General features: G+C 39.0%; 10 protein-coding genes. 8 read left to right on the forward strand and 2 right to left on the reverse strand.

Translation table 11 applies throughout. The features are described 5' to 3' along the window. Nucleotides 1–175 precede the first annotated feature (175 nt). From C1N55_RS05865 to pyrE, 8 genes are read left to right on the forward strand one after another with little or no spacing between them, the layout of a single operon-like run. Nucleotides 176–1,051 (forward strand): aspartate carbamoyltransferase catalytic subunit, encoded by an 876-nt coding sequence (locus tag C1N55_RS05865; RefSeq protein WP_137727952.1) that lies wholly within the window; start codon nt 176–178, stop codon nt 1,049–1,051. Nucleotides 1,052–1,053: 2 nt separating this feature from the next. Further along, nucleotides 1,054–2,328, forward strand: coding sequence for a dihydroorotase (locus C1N55_RS05870; protein WP_137727953.1), 1,275 nt, complete (start codon nt 1,054–1,056; stop codon nt 2,326–2,328). Continuing rightward, nucleotides 2,328–3,428 carry a carbamoyl phosphate synthase small subunit gene (locus tag C1N55_RS05875; RefSeq protein ID WP_137727954.1) on the forward strand — a complete coding sequence of 367 codons (1,101 nt, stop codon included), beginning with the start codon at nt 2,328–2,330 and terminating at the stop codon, nt 3,426–3,428. Before C1N55_RS05870 ends, C1N55_RS05875 begins: the two co-directional genes overlap by 1 nt. Next, nucleotides 3,421–6,618, forward strand: coding sequence for a carbamoyl-phosphate synthase large subunit (gene carB, locus C1N55_RS05880; protein ID WP_137727955.1), 3,198 nt, complete (start codon nt 3,421–3,423; stop codon nt 6,616–6,618). Before C1N55_RS05875 ends, carB begins: the two co-directional genes overlap by 8 nt. After that, complete coding sequence (locus C1N55_RS05885) at nt 6,618–7,391, forward strand: dihydroorotate dehydrogenase electron transfer subunit (RefSeq protein ID WP_137727956.1); 774 nt, start codon at nt 6,618–6,620, stop codon at nt 7,389–7,391. Before carB ends, C1N55_RS05885 begins: the two co-directional genes overlap by 1 nt. Then, the gene (locus tag C1N55_RS05890) at nt 7,388–8,299 is read left to right on the forward strand and encodes a dihydroorotate dehydrogenase (protein WP_137727957.1); all 912 of its coding nucleotides are present in this window, start codon (nt 7,388–7,390) and stop codon (nt 8,297–8,299) included. Before C1N55_RS05885 ends, C1N55_RS05890 begins: the two co-directional genes overlap by 4 nt. Then, nucleotides 8,300–9,007, forward strand: a complete 708-nt coding sequence (pyrF, locus tag C1N55_RS05895; RefSeq protein ID WP_137727958.1) for an orotidine-5'-phosphate decarboxylase — start codon at nt 8,300–8,302, stop codon at nt 9,005–9,007. After that, nucleotides 9,008–9,637: an orotate phosphoribosyltransferase gene (gene pyrE / locus C1N55_RS05900; RefSeq protein ID WP_137727959.1), complete on the forward strand. Its 630-nt coding sequence runs from the start codon at nt 9,008–9,010 to the stop codon at nt 9,635–9,637. A 416-nt stretch (nt 9,638–10,053) separates the two neighbouring features. Here pyrE and C1N55_RS05905 read toward each other — a convergent pair whose 3' ends face one another. After that, nucleotides 10,054–13,758, reverse strand: a complete 3,705-nt coding sequence (locus C1N55_RS05905; RefSeq protein WP_137727960.1) for a S8 family serine peptidase — start codon at nt 13,756–13,758, stop codon at nt 10,054–10,056. Between the two features lie 376 nt (nt 13,759–14,134). Continuing rightward, a complete protein-coding gene (locus C1N55_RS05910; protein ID WP_137727961.1) occupies nt 14,135–15,817 on the reverse strand; it encodes an Rqc2 family fibronectin-binding protein in 1,683 nt (560 codons plus the stop codon). Nucleotides 15,818–16,014: the final 197 nt, after the last annotated feature.

Genomic DNA, 16,014 nt, shown 5'->3' on the forward strand with positions numbered 1-16,014 from the left:
TTGTCCAGAGAGGCAAAGAAGGGGAATAGGCAAGTGGGTACATCCTTTTTGGGGTACCTTAGCTTGTCATACCCTTAGCCTCGCGAATGGAAATTTGCGGGGCATTTTTTCTACTAATAGAGATTTAGTAAAGCTGTTTTCTAATAGAAAACGCAAAAATTAGGAGGAAAAATTAATGAGAAATTTATTATCAATGGAACACTTATCAAATGATGATGTGATGAAGATTATCGAACGTTCAGCACAGTTTGAAGACGGTGAATTGTCTAGGTTAACAAAACCCTATCATGTAGCAAATCTTTTCTTTGAGCCAAGTACGAGAACAAAAACAAGCTTTGAAATGGCTGAAAGAAAAGTGGGTTGTACAGTCATTCCCTTTGATGCCGATTTTTCCAGTGCCTTAAAAGGGGAAACGATGTATGACACAATTAAAACATTAGAAATGATCGGCATGGATGCAGTTGTTATTCGTGCAAAAGAAGATGAATATTACAATGAACTTCTAGAAGGCATCAATGTAGCAGTGATTAATGCAGGAGACGGAGCCGGCCAGCACCCATCACAAAGTTTGTTGGATTTATATACAATACATAAAGAATTTGGTTCATTTGAAGGATTAAATGTAACAATCGTTGGAGATATCTCCCATAGCCGTGTTGCAAAATCAAATGCAACTGCATTAAAACGTTTAGGGGTTAACGTTCGTTTCTTATGTCCACCAGAGTGGGCAGGAGAATTTGAAGCTTATCACTCTTGGGATGGACTAATTGAGGACAGTGACGTGGTCATGCTCTTGCGAATCCAGCATGAACGCCATGTTGTAAATAAAAGCTTTTCAAAAGAAAGCTACCATGAACAATATGGACTTACTTTTGAGCGGGAAGCAAAAATGAAGAAAAACGCAATAATCATGCATCCTGCTCCAGTAAATCGAGACGTAGAAATTGTATCAGAGCTGGTTGAATGTGACCGTTCGCGAATATTTGACCAAGTTCGAAATGGCGTTTTTGTCAGAATGGCAATATTAGAGACACTCCTGAAAGGACGATAGACATGACAAAATATATTAAAAACGTAAAACTATTAAACGAGCAAAGTGAATTAGTGGACACGACGGTAACAATCGTTGAAGGACGCATCATAGAAATTGGCGGAGAACAACCTGGAGATGCTGAAATTATTGACGGTAATGGGCATTTGCTAGCTCCAGGGTTTGTTGATGTGCATGTTCATCTACGTGAGCCTGGATTTGAACATAAAGAAACAATCGCAACGGGAACAGCCTCTGCTGCAAAAGGTGGTTTTACTACAATTTGTGCGATGCCGAATACAAAACCAGTCCCTGATTCGGTTGAAAATTTGGAATTAATCAATAGCTTAATCGAACAAAGTGCAAAAGTTCGTGTTTTACCATACGGGTCATTAACGGTTGCACAATCTGGTGACGAACGTACAGATCTAGCGGCACTAAAAGCGAGCGGGGCAGTTGCCTTCTCTGATGATGGAGTTGGTGTACAGCTTGCTGCAACAATGTACGAACAAATGCAGGCTGCAGCTAAACTTGACATGGTAGTGGTAGCGCACTGTGAGGATAATTCCTTAATCTATGAAGGGGTTATGCATGAAGGGAAACGCAATAAAGAACTTGGATTACCAGGAATTCCATCTATTTGTGAGTCAGTCCAAATTGCTCGTGATGTACTATTAGCAGAAGCAGCTGGAGCACGATATCACGTATGTCATGTGTCAACAAAAGAATCAGTGCGTGCAGTAAGAGATGCTAAAGCAGCAGGAATTCGCGTGACTGCGGAGGTTTGTCCACACCATCTATTGTTAGAAGAAATGGATATTCCAAGTGATGATGCAAACTGGAAGATGAACCCACCACTTCGAGCAAGTGATGATAAAGATTCACTGCATGCAGCATTACTTGATGGAACAATCGATTGTATCGCTACAGATCATGCACCTCACACAGTTGAGGAAAAATGCTGTGGAATGGTTGGGGCCCCATTTGGAATCGTAGGCTTTGAAACAGCATTCCCACTTCTATATACACAATATGTTGAGACAGGGAAATGGACTTTGAAGCAATTAGTTGATTGGCTAACAGTTAAGCCAGCACAAATCTTTGACCTTCCTTATGGAACAGTAGAAGTAGGTGCTACAGCTGACCTAGTATTAATTGATTTAAATAAAGAACAAACAATTAATCCAGATGAATTTGAAACAAAAGGTCGTAATACACCATTTACTGGTTGGAAGGCAAAAGGCTGGCCGGTACTTACAATGGTAGAAGGTAACATCGTTTACGAGGAGGCAAAATAATGAAAAAGCGATTATTGATTTTAGAAGATGGAACAGTATTTAACGGGCAAGCATTCGGTAGCGAAAGAGCGTCACAAGGTGAAGTAGTATTTACAACTGGGATGACTGGTTATCAGGAGACATTATCAGATCCTTCCTTTTACGGACAGATTGTAACATTTACTTATCCATTAATCGGGAATTACGGCATTAATCGTGATGATTTTGAATCCATTACACCAGCTATTCGTGGCATGGTTTGTCGGGAGCTTGCAAAAGAACCATCAAACTTTAGATGTGATCTTTCATTAAATGATTATTTAGAATCTCAGGATATCCCGGGGATTGAAGGGATTGACACACGTAAACTGACAAAAATTATTCGTTCAAAAGGTGCTGTAAAAGCGATGCTTACAGCGGCTGATGAAGAAGTAAATATAGATGAAGCGGTAGCAACATTACAAGCAACACCATTAATCACAAATCATGTTAAAGAAGTTTCACCTAAAGCAGCTTATCCAAGTCCAGGTCGTGGAAAACGTGTTGTACTAATGGATTTCGGTATGAAGCATGGTATTTTACGGGAGTTAAACAAACGTGATTGTGACGTCCTAGTGGTACCTTACAACACTTCAGCACAACAAATTTTAGCATGGCATCCAGATGGAATTATGCTGTCAAATGGACCTGGAGACCCTGCCGATGTGACAGAAGGTATTGAAACAATTCGTAATTTAATCGGAAAAGTTCCAATCTTCGGTATTTGCTTAGGGCACCAGCTGTTTGCATTAGCAAGTGGAGCAAAAAGCTTTAAGCTTCCATTTGGTCACCGCGGAGCAAATCACCCCGTAAAGGATTTACGCACGGGCCGAACAGAGCTTACTTCACAAAACCACGGATATGCTGTTGATGAAAACTCATTAGCAAATACCGATTTAGAAATAACACATGTTGCTTTAAATGATGGCACAATCGAAGGATTACGTCATAAAAAGCATCCAGTATTTACAGTACAATACCACCCAGAAGCATCACCGGGACCAGAAGATTCCAACCACTTATTTGACGAATTTATTGAATTAATGGAATCACATGTAAAGGAAGGGAAACAACATGCCTAAACGTACAGATATTGAAACTATTTTAGTAATCGGATCAGGTCCAATCGTAATTGGACAAGCAGCAGAATTTGACTATGCAGGTACACAAGCTTGTCTTTCTTTAAAAGAGGAAGGCTACCGTGTAATTTTAATCAACTCAAACCCTGCCACAATCATGACAGATACAGAAATTGCAGACAAAGTTTATCTTGAACCAATTTCACTAGAATTTGTATCACGTATTTTACGTAAGGAACGTCCAGATGCAATCCTTCCAACACTTGGTGGGCAAACGGGCTTAAATATGGCCATTGAATTAAATAACTCTGGCATTTTAGATGAGCTGGGAATTGAAATTTTAGGTACGAAATTAGATGCCATCCATAAGGCAGAAGACCGTGATTTATTCCGTAATTTAATGTATGAACTAGGTGCGCCAGTTCCTGAATCTGATATTATTACAAATCTTGAGCAAGCAAAAAACTTTGTAGCTAGAATTGGCTACCCAGTAATCGTTCGCCCAGCATTCACTCTTGGCGGTACAGGCGGGGGTATTTGCACAAACGATCAAGAACTGGAAGAAATCGTGACAAGCGGTTTAAAATATAGTCCAGTAACACAATGCTTGCTTGAAAAATCGATAGCTGGCTACAAAGAGATTGAATATGAAGTAATGCGTGACTCCATCGATAACGCAATTGTTGTGTGTAACATGGAAAACTTCGACCCAGTCGGTATTCATACAGGTGATTCAATCGTAGTTGCACCTTCCCAAACATTATCGGACCGTGAATATCAAATGCTGCGCAACATTTCATTAGATATTATCCGTGCTCTTAAAATCGAAGGTGGCTGTAACGTTCAATTAGCGTTAGACCCTAACAGTTTCAATTATTATGTAATTGAAGTTAACCCACGTGTATCACGATCATCAGCATTAGCATCTAAAGCAACTGGATATCCAATTGCAAAGCTTGCAGCGAAAATTGCAGTAGGTTTAACTTTAGATGAAATTGTTAATCCGGTTACAGGTTCTACTTATGCCGATTTCGAACCAGCTCTTGACTACATTGTTGCTAAAATCCCTCGTTGGCCATTTGATAAGTTCGAATCAGCTAAACGTAATTTAGGAACACAAATGAAAGCAACTGGTGAAGTAATGGCGCTAGGCCGTAATTTTGAAGAAGCAATTTTAAAGGCGGTACGTTCACTTGAAACAGGGCATGTACATATCGAGTTAAAGCATGCTGAAGAGAATAGTGATAATTGGATTGAAAAACGTATTCGAAAAGCAGGAGACGAACGTCTATTCTTCATCGCCGAAGCGTTACGTCGTGGTGTGACAATAGAAAAAATCCATGAATGGTCAGAAATTGATCTATGGTTCTTAAATAAATTGCAAAACATTATTAAAATGGAAGTGACTTTAGCAGAAAACGTAAATAATGCAGAAATTTTACGCCAAGCTAAACGTATGGGCTTTGCGGATAAGAAAATTGCTGAGCTTTGGAATACAAATGAAAATGCAGTCTACGAATACCGTAAAGAACAAAACATTATTCCTGTATATAAAATGGTTGATACTTGTGCTGCAGAGTTCGAATCGACAACACCTTACTTCTACGGAACGTACGAAGATGAAAATGAATCCATCGTAACAGATAAACCATCTGTAGTCGTGTTAGGTTCTGGTCCCATTCGTATCGGTCAAGGGGTTGAATTTGACTATGCTACAGTTCACTCTGTATGGGCAATTCAAGAAGCAGGCTATGAAGCAATCATCATTAACTCAAACCCTGAAACAGTTTCAACGGACTTCTCGATTTCTGACAAGCTATACTTTGAGCCACTTACGATTGAAGATGTCATGCATATTGTAGATTTAGAAAAACCAGTTGGTGTAGTTGTTCAATTCGGTGGACAAACTGCGATAAACCTGGCCGACAAATTAGCGGCAAATGGCGTGAAAATCTTAGGCACAAGCCTAGAAGATATTGATCGTGCAGAAAACCGTGATAAATTCGAGCAAGCGTTACGTGAATTAGACATTCCACAGCCTGCAGGTGAAACAGCGATTTCAACTGATGAAGCACTTGCAATCGGTAAAAAACTTGGCTTCCCAGTTCTAGTTCGCCCTTCATATGTACTGGGTGGACGCGCGATGGAAATCGTATATAACGAACAAGAATTAGAACATTATATGGAACACGCAGTAGAAGCTTCTCCAGATCATCCGGTACTTGTTGACCGCTACCTAACAGGTCAAGAAATTGAAGTCGATGCAATCAGTGATGGTGAAAATGTATTAATTCCAGGTATTATGGAGCATGTTGAACGAGCAGGGGTCCACTCTGGTGACTCTATCTCTGTATACCCACCTCAAAAGTTAACTGATGAACAAAAAGCAACGATTGTGGATTATACAACTCGTCTAGCAAAAGGGTTAAACATTGTAGGGTTGATGAATATTCAGTACGTACTATCAAAAGGAGATATTTTCGTAATCGAAGTAAATCCTCGTTCAAGTCGTACAGTACCGTTCTTAAGCAAGATTACCAACATTCCAATGGCAAACATTGCAACAAAAGCCATTCTTGGTCAATCAATTGTTGAACAAGGATATCCAACGGGCTTAGCAAAAGAACGTAAAGGTGTATTCGTAAAAGTTCCAGTATTCAGCTTCGCGAAGCTTCGTCGTGTAGACATTACATTGGGTCCTGAAATGAAATCTACAGGGGAAGTAATGGGGAAAGATGCAACATTCGAAAAAGCTTTATACAAAGGCTTTGTTGCAGCTGGAATGGAAATTAAAACTCACGGAACTGTATTATTCACAGTATCTGATAAGGATAAAAAAGAAGCGATTGAATTAGCGAAGCGATTTAACACAGTCGGCTATCGCATTATGGCGACAGAAGGCACTGCACGAAACTTTGAGGAAGCTGGAGTTAAGGCAGATGTAGTTGGAAAAATCGGATCTAAAGAAAAAACGTTGCTTGAAGTAATTCAAAATGGTCAAGCACAACTGGTTGTTAATACGTTAACAAAAGGCAAACAGCCGGCTCGTGATGGATTTAGAATTCGCCGTGAATCTGTGGAAAATGGTGTACCTTGCTTAACATCATTAGATACAGCTGAAGCAATGTTGGAAGTAATTGAATCCATGACATTTACAGCAGAAGAAATGCCAAAAGCGGAGGTAGTTCATTAATGATTCAACAAGAACGAATGATAGTCGTTCGTCAAAGTGAAATAGCTCATCATATTTTTGAACTAACATTACAAGGTCAAATTGTTCAGGACATGAATCCTGGACAATTTGTCCATATTCGTGTGTCAGACAGCTTTGAGCCACTTCTTAGACGACCAATAAGTATTGCAAATATTAACAAAGAAACAGGAGAAGCGACAGTAATTTATCGGGCTGAAGGAAGGGGTACGCAGATTCTCTCACAAAAACAAGTGGGAGATGAAGTAGATGTCCTTGGCCCTCTAGGAAACGGCTTCCCAGTAGAAGCAGCACCTGAGGGAGGAACAGCCCTACTAGTGGGTGGAGGAATTGGTGTACCGCCACTTTATGAACTGTCCCAACAATTAAACGCGCGTGGAATCCGTACAATTCATGTATTTGGCTTTGCTACGGAGGATGTATGTTTTTATGAAGATCAGTTTTCTACATTAGGCGACACACATTTCGTAACGGTAGATGGCAGTAAAGGAACTAAAGGCTTTGTAACGGATTTATTGGAAGAACTACAACCTGAATTTGATGTGTTTTACTCATGTGGACCCCTACCAATGCTACGTGCATTAGAGCAGTTTTACCCAGAGAAGCCAGGCTACTTATCTTTTGAAGAACGTATGGGGTGTGGCATTGGTGCATGCTTTGCTTGTATTTGCAAAACAACAGAGCAAACCGATAAGGACTATGTAAAAGTTTGCTCAGATGGACCAGTATTTCCGAAAGGAGTTGTTGAGCTATGAGTCGACTAAGTATTCAACTCCCAGGCTTAGATTTAAAAAATCCAATCATGCCAGCTTCAGGCTGTTTCGGATTTGGTAAAGAATTTGCAAATCTCTATGATTTATCAAAACTAGGAGCCATCATGATTAAAGCAACAACAGTTGAGACTCGTCTAGGAAATCCGACGCCTCGCGTGGCAGAAACAGCGGCTGGAATGTTAAATGCCATCGGACTACAAAACCCTGGTTTAGAAAAAGTAATGAATAATGAACTCCCATATTTAGAACGCTTCGATGTCCCAATTATTGCAAATGTTGCTGGAACGATTACTGAAGACTATGTTGAAGTAGCTGAGAAGATTTCAACTGCTCCAAATGTTAAAGCATTGGAGTTAAACATCTCCTGTCCAAACGTAAAGCATGGGGGGATTACATTTGGAACAGATCCTGTTGTTGCTAGAGAGTTAGTGGAAGCTGTCAAAAAAGTTTCCAAGGTACCTGTGTATGTGAAACTGTCACCGAATGTAACAGACATTGTTGAAATTGCAAAAGCGGTTGAATCAGGTGGAGCAGATGGGATTACTATGATTAATACGCTAGTAGGTATGCGTTTGGATGAACGTACAGGCAAGCCTGTTATTGCAAATGGGACTGGTGGATTATCAGGTCCTGCTGTAAAACCAGTAGCCATCCGTATGGTGTATGAAGTGTACAAGGCTGTCAACATTCCAATTATCGGGATGGGTGGTGTGACAAACGCACAAGACGTAATCGACTTTATGTCAGCGGGTGCATCGGCAGTAGCAGTAGGTACAGCTAATTTTGTGGATCCTTTTGTTTGTCCGAATATTATTGAAGAATTACCAGCTCGATTAGAGAAGCTGGGGATAAAACACATTAAGGAACTCATTGGAAGGAGCCATCTGTAAATGAACAAGAACCCAATCGTTGCACTAGATTTCCCTGGTGAGAAAGAAGTTTTCCAGTTTTTAGACCAATTCAACGAATCCATTTTCGTAAAGATTGGGATGGAGTTATATTTGCAAGAAGGTCCTGGCATTGTTCAAAAAGTGAAGGAACAAGGCCATGATATTTTTTTAGATTTAAAGCTCCATGATATTCCGAATACTGTCAAGTCGGCCATGAAAGGATTGGCTCGCTTAGGGGTTGACTTAGTCAATGTTCATGCAGCAGGTGGAATCGAGATGATGAGTGGTGCTCTGGAAGGTTTAGAAGCAGGAACACCAGCCGGCAAAGAGAGGGCTAAATTGATTGCAGTGACACAGCTCACTTCAACTACAGAAGAGCAAATGAAACAAGAGCAAAAGATTAATCTATCTTTACTTGATTCTGTATTGCATTATGCAAGTACTACGAAGGAAGCTGGTTTGGATGGGGTTGTTTGTTCTGTCCACGAAGCAGGTCAGATTAGTGAAACTTGTGGGCAGGAGTTTTTAAGAGTGACACCTGGTATTCGTTTACCTGGTGGAGAAGCTCATGATCAAAAGCGAATTGCCACACCAAATGGAGCTCGCACCGGTGGGTCATCATTAATCGTTGTAGGTCGAGCTATTACTGGGGCAACAGATCCGGTAGCAGCATATAAAAAAGTTTGCGAATTATGGGAGGAAAAATAAATGACTGTACAAAATGAAATCGCTCATGGAATGTTAAAGGTAGGAGCTGTGGAATTGAATGCCAATGATTTATTTACTTGGGCTTCAGGAATAAAATCACCAATCTACTGTGATACACGTTTAACAATTTCTGACGTAACAGTTCGTAAACAAATCGCGCAAGGTCTTGCACGAAATATTAAAGAATTCTTCCCGGAAACGGAATGTATAGCTGGTACTGCAACAGCTGGTATTCCGCATGCTGCTTGGGTGTCGGATGTATTAGAAATGCCAATGGTTTACGTTCGTTCAAAGGCCAAAGAACACGGTCGTGGCAACCAAATCGAAGGGAAAATCGCCCAGGGTCAAAAAGTAGTTGTAGTAGAGGACATCATTTCAACTGGTGGCTCATCAATAACTGCAGTTGAAGCATTACGTGCTGCGGGCTGTGAAGTAGTAGGTGTAGTCTGCGTTTATACATATAATTTACCACGTGCTGAACAAGCCTTTGAAGAAGCGGGTGTGAAATACGTTTCTTTAACGAACTTTGACTTTTTAGTAGAAGCTGCAACAGAAACTGGAGCAATTAAAGAAGAAGATATTCCGTTTTTAAAAGAGTGGCATGCGAAGTTGAAAGCGGGAGAGCTTTAATTACCTACTTAACAAAAATTAGCGTTGAGATAACTGTTTTTTAAATAGTAGCTGTGCCGAAAGCCTGCGACAGGCACACCGCGGATCTTAAAGCAGGAAGGTTATAATAGCTTAAAATTTACTATAAGTGGTAGGTAAACTCCATTTAATAAATGGAGCTGCACCGAAAGCTTGCGACAGGTGCACTGCGAAGTTGAAAGCGGGAGAGCTTTAATTCCCTACTTAACAAAAATTACCGTTGAGTTAACTGTTTTTTAAATGGTAGCTGTGCCGAAAGCCTGCGACAGGCACACAATAACTAACGTTAATGAGGCAGCTTAAACTGAACTAGGGTTAGAAGTGTTCAAAAAAATAATAAGAGGAGGAAAACGAACCGTTTTCCTCCTCTTGCTTTTTATTTTAGTAACGTGTAGTAATTATTTGCCGTTGCCTTTACCAGGTTTCTCATTCGATTTCCCGGTCTTTTTGATTTTGATAGTTTTCGTCGTAATTTGGCCTGCTAAGTCTTCTGCTTCAATAACAAATTCATTTGTACCATCTGCTAATTCAAGCTCTACATCGATTTGTTTTTTGTAGCCGTTCATAGCATATGGTTCAGAAAGTTCATGCAGGAATCTTTCGTCTCCATTTACCGTTAATCTTAGCTCATCAAAATTATCTTGTAATGTAACAGAAACAGTTATTACGCTCTCTTTTGTATTTTTTGGATACTTTCCAACTGTAATTTTTGGGGCTTGCGTATCAACGAAAATTTTACGAGTAATTTGCATTTGGTTATCAAACTCATCAATTGCTTTTACGCGAATATCCTGGAAACCATCCTTTAGTTTTAAAGTATGAGAGAAGTTCTTGCCGTCTATGGCAGCTTCTACATCATTTACTGTAACAGAGGAAATCTTTGAATCATCCTCAATTGTTCCAGATACATTCACTTCACTTGTATTATAAACATCGAAGTATGCAGGAGTATCGATATAAATAACAGGTGGTTTTGTTTCTTTATTGCTGCCTACTTCGAATTCATAAGTTGTCGCATTGCTGGCAGCATCAACAACTAGAACAGTAATTTTATCTTTATTTGTTAATTCATTTGCAATGGTAAACGAAGTAGTAGAAGTCGACAGATTTTCTATAACTGCTTCTCCATTTACAAGTACTTGCCAATATTCTACGCCAGTTCCCGTCCCGACATCAGCAAAATTAGTGGCTGAAACAGTTTTAGTTTTATTATTAAAGCTTACTTTTGCTGTTGGTGCAGCTTTATCGACTTTCACAGGGAAATCGATGGATTGCCATTCTGCATTTTCATAATCGATCACACCACTTAAACGGATTGTGTAGTCTCCATCAGGTGCAACTTTATTATTAATTTTCCCGTCCCAGCCATAATCTAAATTATATGTGTAAGGTAATGTAGTGGCTGAAGAGATATAGTGCTTTCTTAGATTATTAGCTGTACGAACAGTACGAACAACCTTGCCTTTACTGTCAACTACTTCGACTTTAAATTGTTTCGCATTACGGAATAATGAGAATACAGGAATTACTTTATCACGTACGCCATCACCATTTGGAGAGAAACCAAAGCGAGTTGTATCAAATTCGCCACCGCCAGTGATAAACATACCCTGTTCATCTGCTAATGCTGTGTAGCCCCAGTATGTTAGTTCATCCCATGCAAAGTAATCGAATAGCCCTGCATCGTCCCATCCGCCGTTAAATCCGAAGAATGGTACGGATAACGGAACATTGCCTGTAACTTCTTCATTTGCATCTGTTAAAGTAACAAAACCATCTACAAAGAATCCATTATTATAGATAGCACGAATGTCAGCTGGAATATCTGATACATCCGCTGATACTGTAATTGTTGCTGTGCCATTAGCTGGAACAGTAACAGATTTTGGTGCGTTAATATCAGCTTCTGCCTCTGTTAATACCACTTGTCCATATGTGTTTGGTACATTTACAAATAATCCGTCACCGGCATCTACAGGGTAATCAATTTGAAGTTGCGTATTCACATCGTAAGTTACTGCTTTATCTGAATAGTTTTTAGCTTGTAAAGTAAAGGAGAATTGGTCGTTTTTAATCTCTTTTAACGCCACTTTACCCTCATTAGTTTTGCTATTTGTCACAACTACATCTGTTGAAAGAGCGTTCGCAATCTGCATTAAACCAGCACCTTGACGACGAGGGGAAACATATTCACCTTCATATAGCTCGATAGGAGTTGCTGTGTTCATCAATAGATTTTTAGTAAGTTGAACACGTTCTGAACCAGTTAGGTTGAATTCTGTATTAACTCGTTCTAAAACCAACGCACTACCACCGGCAACATGAGGAGCAGCCATGGAAGTCCCGCTCATAATACCGTATTCATCGTTGTTTAATGTTGAGAAAATATTGCCGCCTGGTGCTGTTATTTCAGGTTTGAAATCTAGATTCGGTGTTGGGCCCCAAGAAGTAAAACTGCTCATTTGGCCCGCACTAGGATTTTGAACCTCAATAAAATTACCTTCGAAGGAAACCGTTACTGCTTGTCCATTATCAAGAGCTGTTTTTAGTGCTAAGCCATCTGTTTGTAATGTTGACATAAATGGAATTGTGATGGCAGGATCGGATGCCATATTGATAGTGCCAGCTGCATTATTGTAAACAATCGCAGCAACTGCACCAGCATCTTGAGCATTTAGTCCTTTTTCAACGAAAGAAATTCCACCACGAGAAATCAGTGCTACTTTTCCTGTAAAGTCTTTTCCTTTGAAATCTTCAGGCGTTCCGAGACCTGCATCCATTACTTCAACCTGTCCATTTAAAACAGTTTGTGGGTTTGCATCATTTGCTAATAGATATAGAGCTCCTCCAGCTTTTTCACCATCAAATTGATAATTGAAACTGTAGGCTGTAATCATGCTGTTTTCAAAGGATGCAACACTGATTGAATCTTCTGAGATACCAGGCGATCCTGTTACACCATAATCTTGATTTTCAGCATAAGGGTAGAAAGTACCTGAGCCATACATATCTGAATTTCCGGAAGAAATAGCAACGATTATCCCGTTTTCAGTTGCTCTTGATACTGCTTGTTGCTCAGGGTTGTTTGCATCAACGTAGCCGGCTGGTGAACCTAATGACATATTAAGAACATCTGCATTTAGTTTAATGGCATCATCAATTGCTTTAATGTAAATATCTCCATATGTTGAGGAGAATAATGGGTCATTCCCAAACACTTTTAATGCTAAAAGTTGTGCTTCAGGTGCAACTCCTTTAATTCCATTGTTAGCTTCGTCGCCGTTAGCTCCAACAGTACCGCCTACGTGCATACCATGCATAGAGGCATCCGGTCCCAAGTCTAAAATTTCGTGATTACCATCCATATAGTTATAGCCAAATGGAACCTTAGCAGTATAGTATTGACCATTATCAATAGATCCGTCTGCTAACAATGCCTCTACTTCAGGTTGTGTTAACTCAGCTGTAAGATTATCGGAAAGAATCATATCTTTATGGCTAGGATCAATTCCAGTATCGATAATACCGACAACCATGCCTTCACCTTTGAAACCATAATCGTTCCACGCTTGTTGTGCTTGAACTAATTCTTTTGAATACACCATATCTGGCGTTTCCTCGGGTCTTACATATTCAGTAGCTTCATATACAGCTTTAACACCGGCAGTAGAAGCGATATTTTTAACAACTTTTGCTTCGACTTCTGCAGAGAATCCATTGAATACAACTGTGAAGTTCTTTAAATATTTCAAGGACGGAGCAGCTGCTTTTAAATTTGCTTTTGCACTTTTTTGTTCCTTAACAACATCTGCTTCCAATGATTCCTTTTCTGCTGCTTTTAATTCCTTGTAAAGTAGCCCCTTTTTTGTCGCTTTTTGAATTGCTGCTTCTCCCTCAAGCTCGATAACAATACGAACTTTCTCATCAGGATTTTCTGGATTCATTAGGGATTGTGAAATGTTCACTTCTGTTTTTTCGTGTTGAATAGAAGGTAGATTGGTTAAACTTTTTGTACTGGCGCTTGCTGCACTAACATTTAGTAGTGCTGAACTAAATGACAAAATAAATATAAGTGTCACTAGTAAAGACTTCCTCAATTTCATTTATTCTCCCCCTTGATTCATATAAAATACTCTTAGAAAAAACCTGCATTAAATCTAGTGGACTACAATAGATTTAATAGAGTCTGATCTATATTCTCTTATTGGATAAGTAGGAGAAATAATCCTTTTTTTGTTTTATTTTTGATTCTAAAGAATGATATTTTCGTATAGTTGAAATATGGTAATTTCTATATTGAATCGTATGAAGTAGTAATTTGTCGAGGGTCTATGTTAATGGGCCTTAAACAAATTAGTTGCCTAGTATTAAAGGAATGGGGAGGGGAGGAGGAATTAACTAGGTCGATAAAATAGTGTAAAACAAAAAAGAATCTAAGAAGATATTACGCCTCTTAGATTACTACAAATTATATTGATATTATTTTTTTAACTTCATTACAAGCTCTTCGTCAGGTGTGACATAGAGTGTTTTTTGCTCGAAGTAAATGACAAAACCTGGCTTTGCACCATTAGGCTTTTTCACTTGTCGAATTTCAGTATAATCGACAGGGACTGACGAAGAATCTCGAGCTTTACTAAAATAGGCGCTCAAAGTTGCTGCCTCAAGAAGAGTTGTTTCATCCGGTTCAGTTGAATGAATAACAACATGTGAGCCTGGGATATCTTTTGTATGAAGCCAGATCTCTGTTTTTTTTGCAAGTTTAAATGTTAGATAATCATTTTGCTTATTATTTTTACCAACTGAAATAGCGATTCCAGAAGTGGAAACAAAGGACTCTGGTGAAGGCTTAGTCGGTTTTTTCTTCTTTTTACTTGCCCGCAGGCGAAGATAACCTTGTTCTGCTAGTTCTTCACGAATTTCCTCGATATCAGCAGGGGAAGCTTGGTTAACTTGGGCCATTAGCATTTCGAAATACTGAATTTCGTCTTCTGTTTTCTCAATCTGTTCTTTTACCATTATTAGAGCATTTTTCGCTTTATTATATTTGCTATAGTAGCTCTGAGCATTTTCCACAGGAGTTTTTCTTTCGCTTAACGGAATTGTAATTAGCTCACCTGTTTCAGTGTAGTAATTCGACACAGTTACTTCTTTCATTCCTTTTTCGAATAGGTATAAATTGGCCATTAACAATTCGCCGTAAAGCTGGAACTTGTCGAGTTTGGATGCTTGCTCCAAATCTTTTTGAAGTTTTTTGATTTTGAGCTTTAATTTATTTAGTTCATTTTGAAGCCAACGCTCCAAGTCTCCTGCTTGCTGCTTTACTCGATCTCTTTCTGCTCGTGCAAAGAAAGCACGGTCCAATAGAATGCTTAATGTATCGTAGTTTGTTTCTGTCCCTTCTAAATGTGTCAATTTTGAAGGCGAGAAATAAATTTTACGATCGACCTCGACATAGGTTGGAAATGCACTCTTAATAATTTCATCAAGAAATGCTCTGAATGTCTCTACTTTATCTTTGCCTTGTAGGCGATACAATAACTCATTGGCATGTGTTGGTGAAAACCCTGTAAAATGTTCAACAATTTCTTTAGCTGAGGTACCTTCTTTGAAAAAGTGCATTAATTCTTCATCACTAACCGTTAGAGGATTTGTTTTGTTTTGTTCAGGTGGTGTAATGTAGATTTGCCCTGGCAATACGGTACGATAGCTATTGATTGATGGTGGTAAATGCTTTAAACTATCGATAATTTTATTGTTTTCTTTATCAATCAGCACAATATTACTATGTCGCCCCATAATTTCGATTGTTAGTTTTCGGAAAACCTGGTCCCCGATTTCGTTTTTACTTTCTATATTTAAGGTAATAATTCGTTCGAAAGGGTCCGTATCAATCGAATGAATAAAGCCGCCTTCTATATGTTTTCGAAGCAGCATACAAAACATTGGTGGTTCAGAAGGATTGTCAATCGATTGCCCGGTTAAATGTACTCGAGCGTATGATGGGTGAATAGAGCTTAATAATTTGAAATTCTCTCCGTTTGCACGAATATTTAAGACAATTTCAAGGGCGTTTGGTTGGTGAATTTTCGTTATTCGACCAGTTTCTAATCTTTTTAATTCATTTGCCATTGCAAATGTAAATAGTCCATCAAAAGCCATGATTGTGTTCCTCTTTTCTAAAAAATCATTTTAAAAATGTTGAATCGTTCTTTTGTTTCTAAATTGGTAAAAAAAATCTATCTTACATTATACTATAGTTCTAACGCCTTTCCTCCAATATTTACTTTTTTCTAAACCTCTACGATTAAATATTTACTGAAATGTGTTATACTTGGAATAGTATGCAAAGAAAGGTG

The organism is Lysinibacillus sp. SGAir0095, from assembly GCF_005491425.1.
GTDB lineage: Bacteria > Bacillota > Bacilli > Bacillales_A > Planococcaceae > Ureibacillus.

Excerpts from the sequence above, each read along its gene's own strand:
- C1N55_RS05865 (WP_137727952.1), top strand. The coding sequence starts at position 176 with ATGAGAAATTTATTATCAATGGAACACTTATCAAATGATGATGTGATG.
- C1N55_RS05870 (WP_137727953.1), top strand. The coding sequence starts at position 1,054 with ATGACAAAATATATTAAAAACGTAAAACTATTAAACGAGCAAAGTGAA.
- C1N55_RS05875 (WP_137727954.1), top strand. The coding sequence starts at position 2,328 with ATGAAAAAGCGATTATTGATTTTAGAAGATGGAACAGTATTTAACGGG.
- carB (WP_137727955.1), top strand. The coding sequence starts at position 3,421 with ATGCCTAAACGTACAGATATTGAAACTATTTTAGTAATCGGATCAGGT.
- C1N55_RS05885 (WP_137727956.1), top strand. The coding sequence starts at position 6,618 with ATGATTCAACAAGAACGAATGATAGTCGTTCGTCAAAGTGAAATAGCT.
- C1N55_RS05890 (WP_137727957.1), top strand. The coding sequence starts at position 7,388 with ATGAGTCGACTAAGTATTCAACTCCCAGGCTTAGATTTAAAAAATCCA.
- pyrF (WP_137727958.1), top strand. The coding sequence starts at position 8,300 with ATGAACAAGAACCCAATCGTTGCACTAGATTTCCCTGGTGAGAAAGAA.
- pyrE (WP_137727959.1), top strand. The coding sequence starts at position 9,008 with ATGACTGTACAAAATGAAATCGCTCATGGAATGTTAAAGGTAGGAGCT.
- C1N55_RS05905 (WP_137727960.1), bottom strand. The coding sequence starts at position 13,758 with ATGAAATTGAGGAAGTCTTTACTAGTGACACTTATATTTATTTTGTCA.
- C1N55_RS05910 (WP_137727961.1), bottom strand. The coding sequence starts at position 15,817 with ATGGCTTTTGATGGACTATTTACATTTGCAATGGCAAATGAATTAAAA.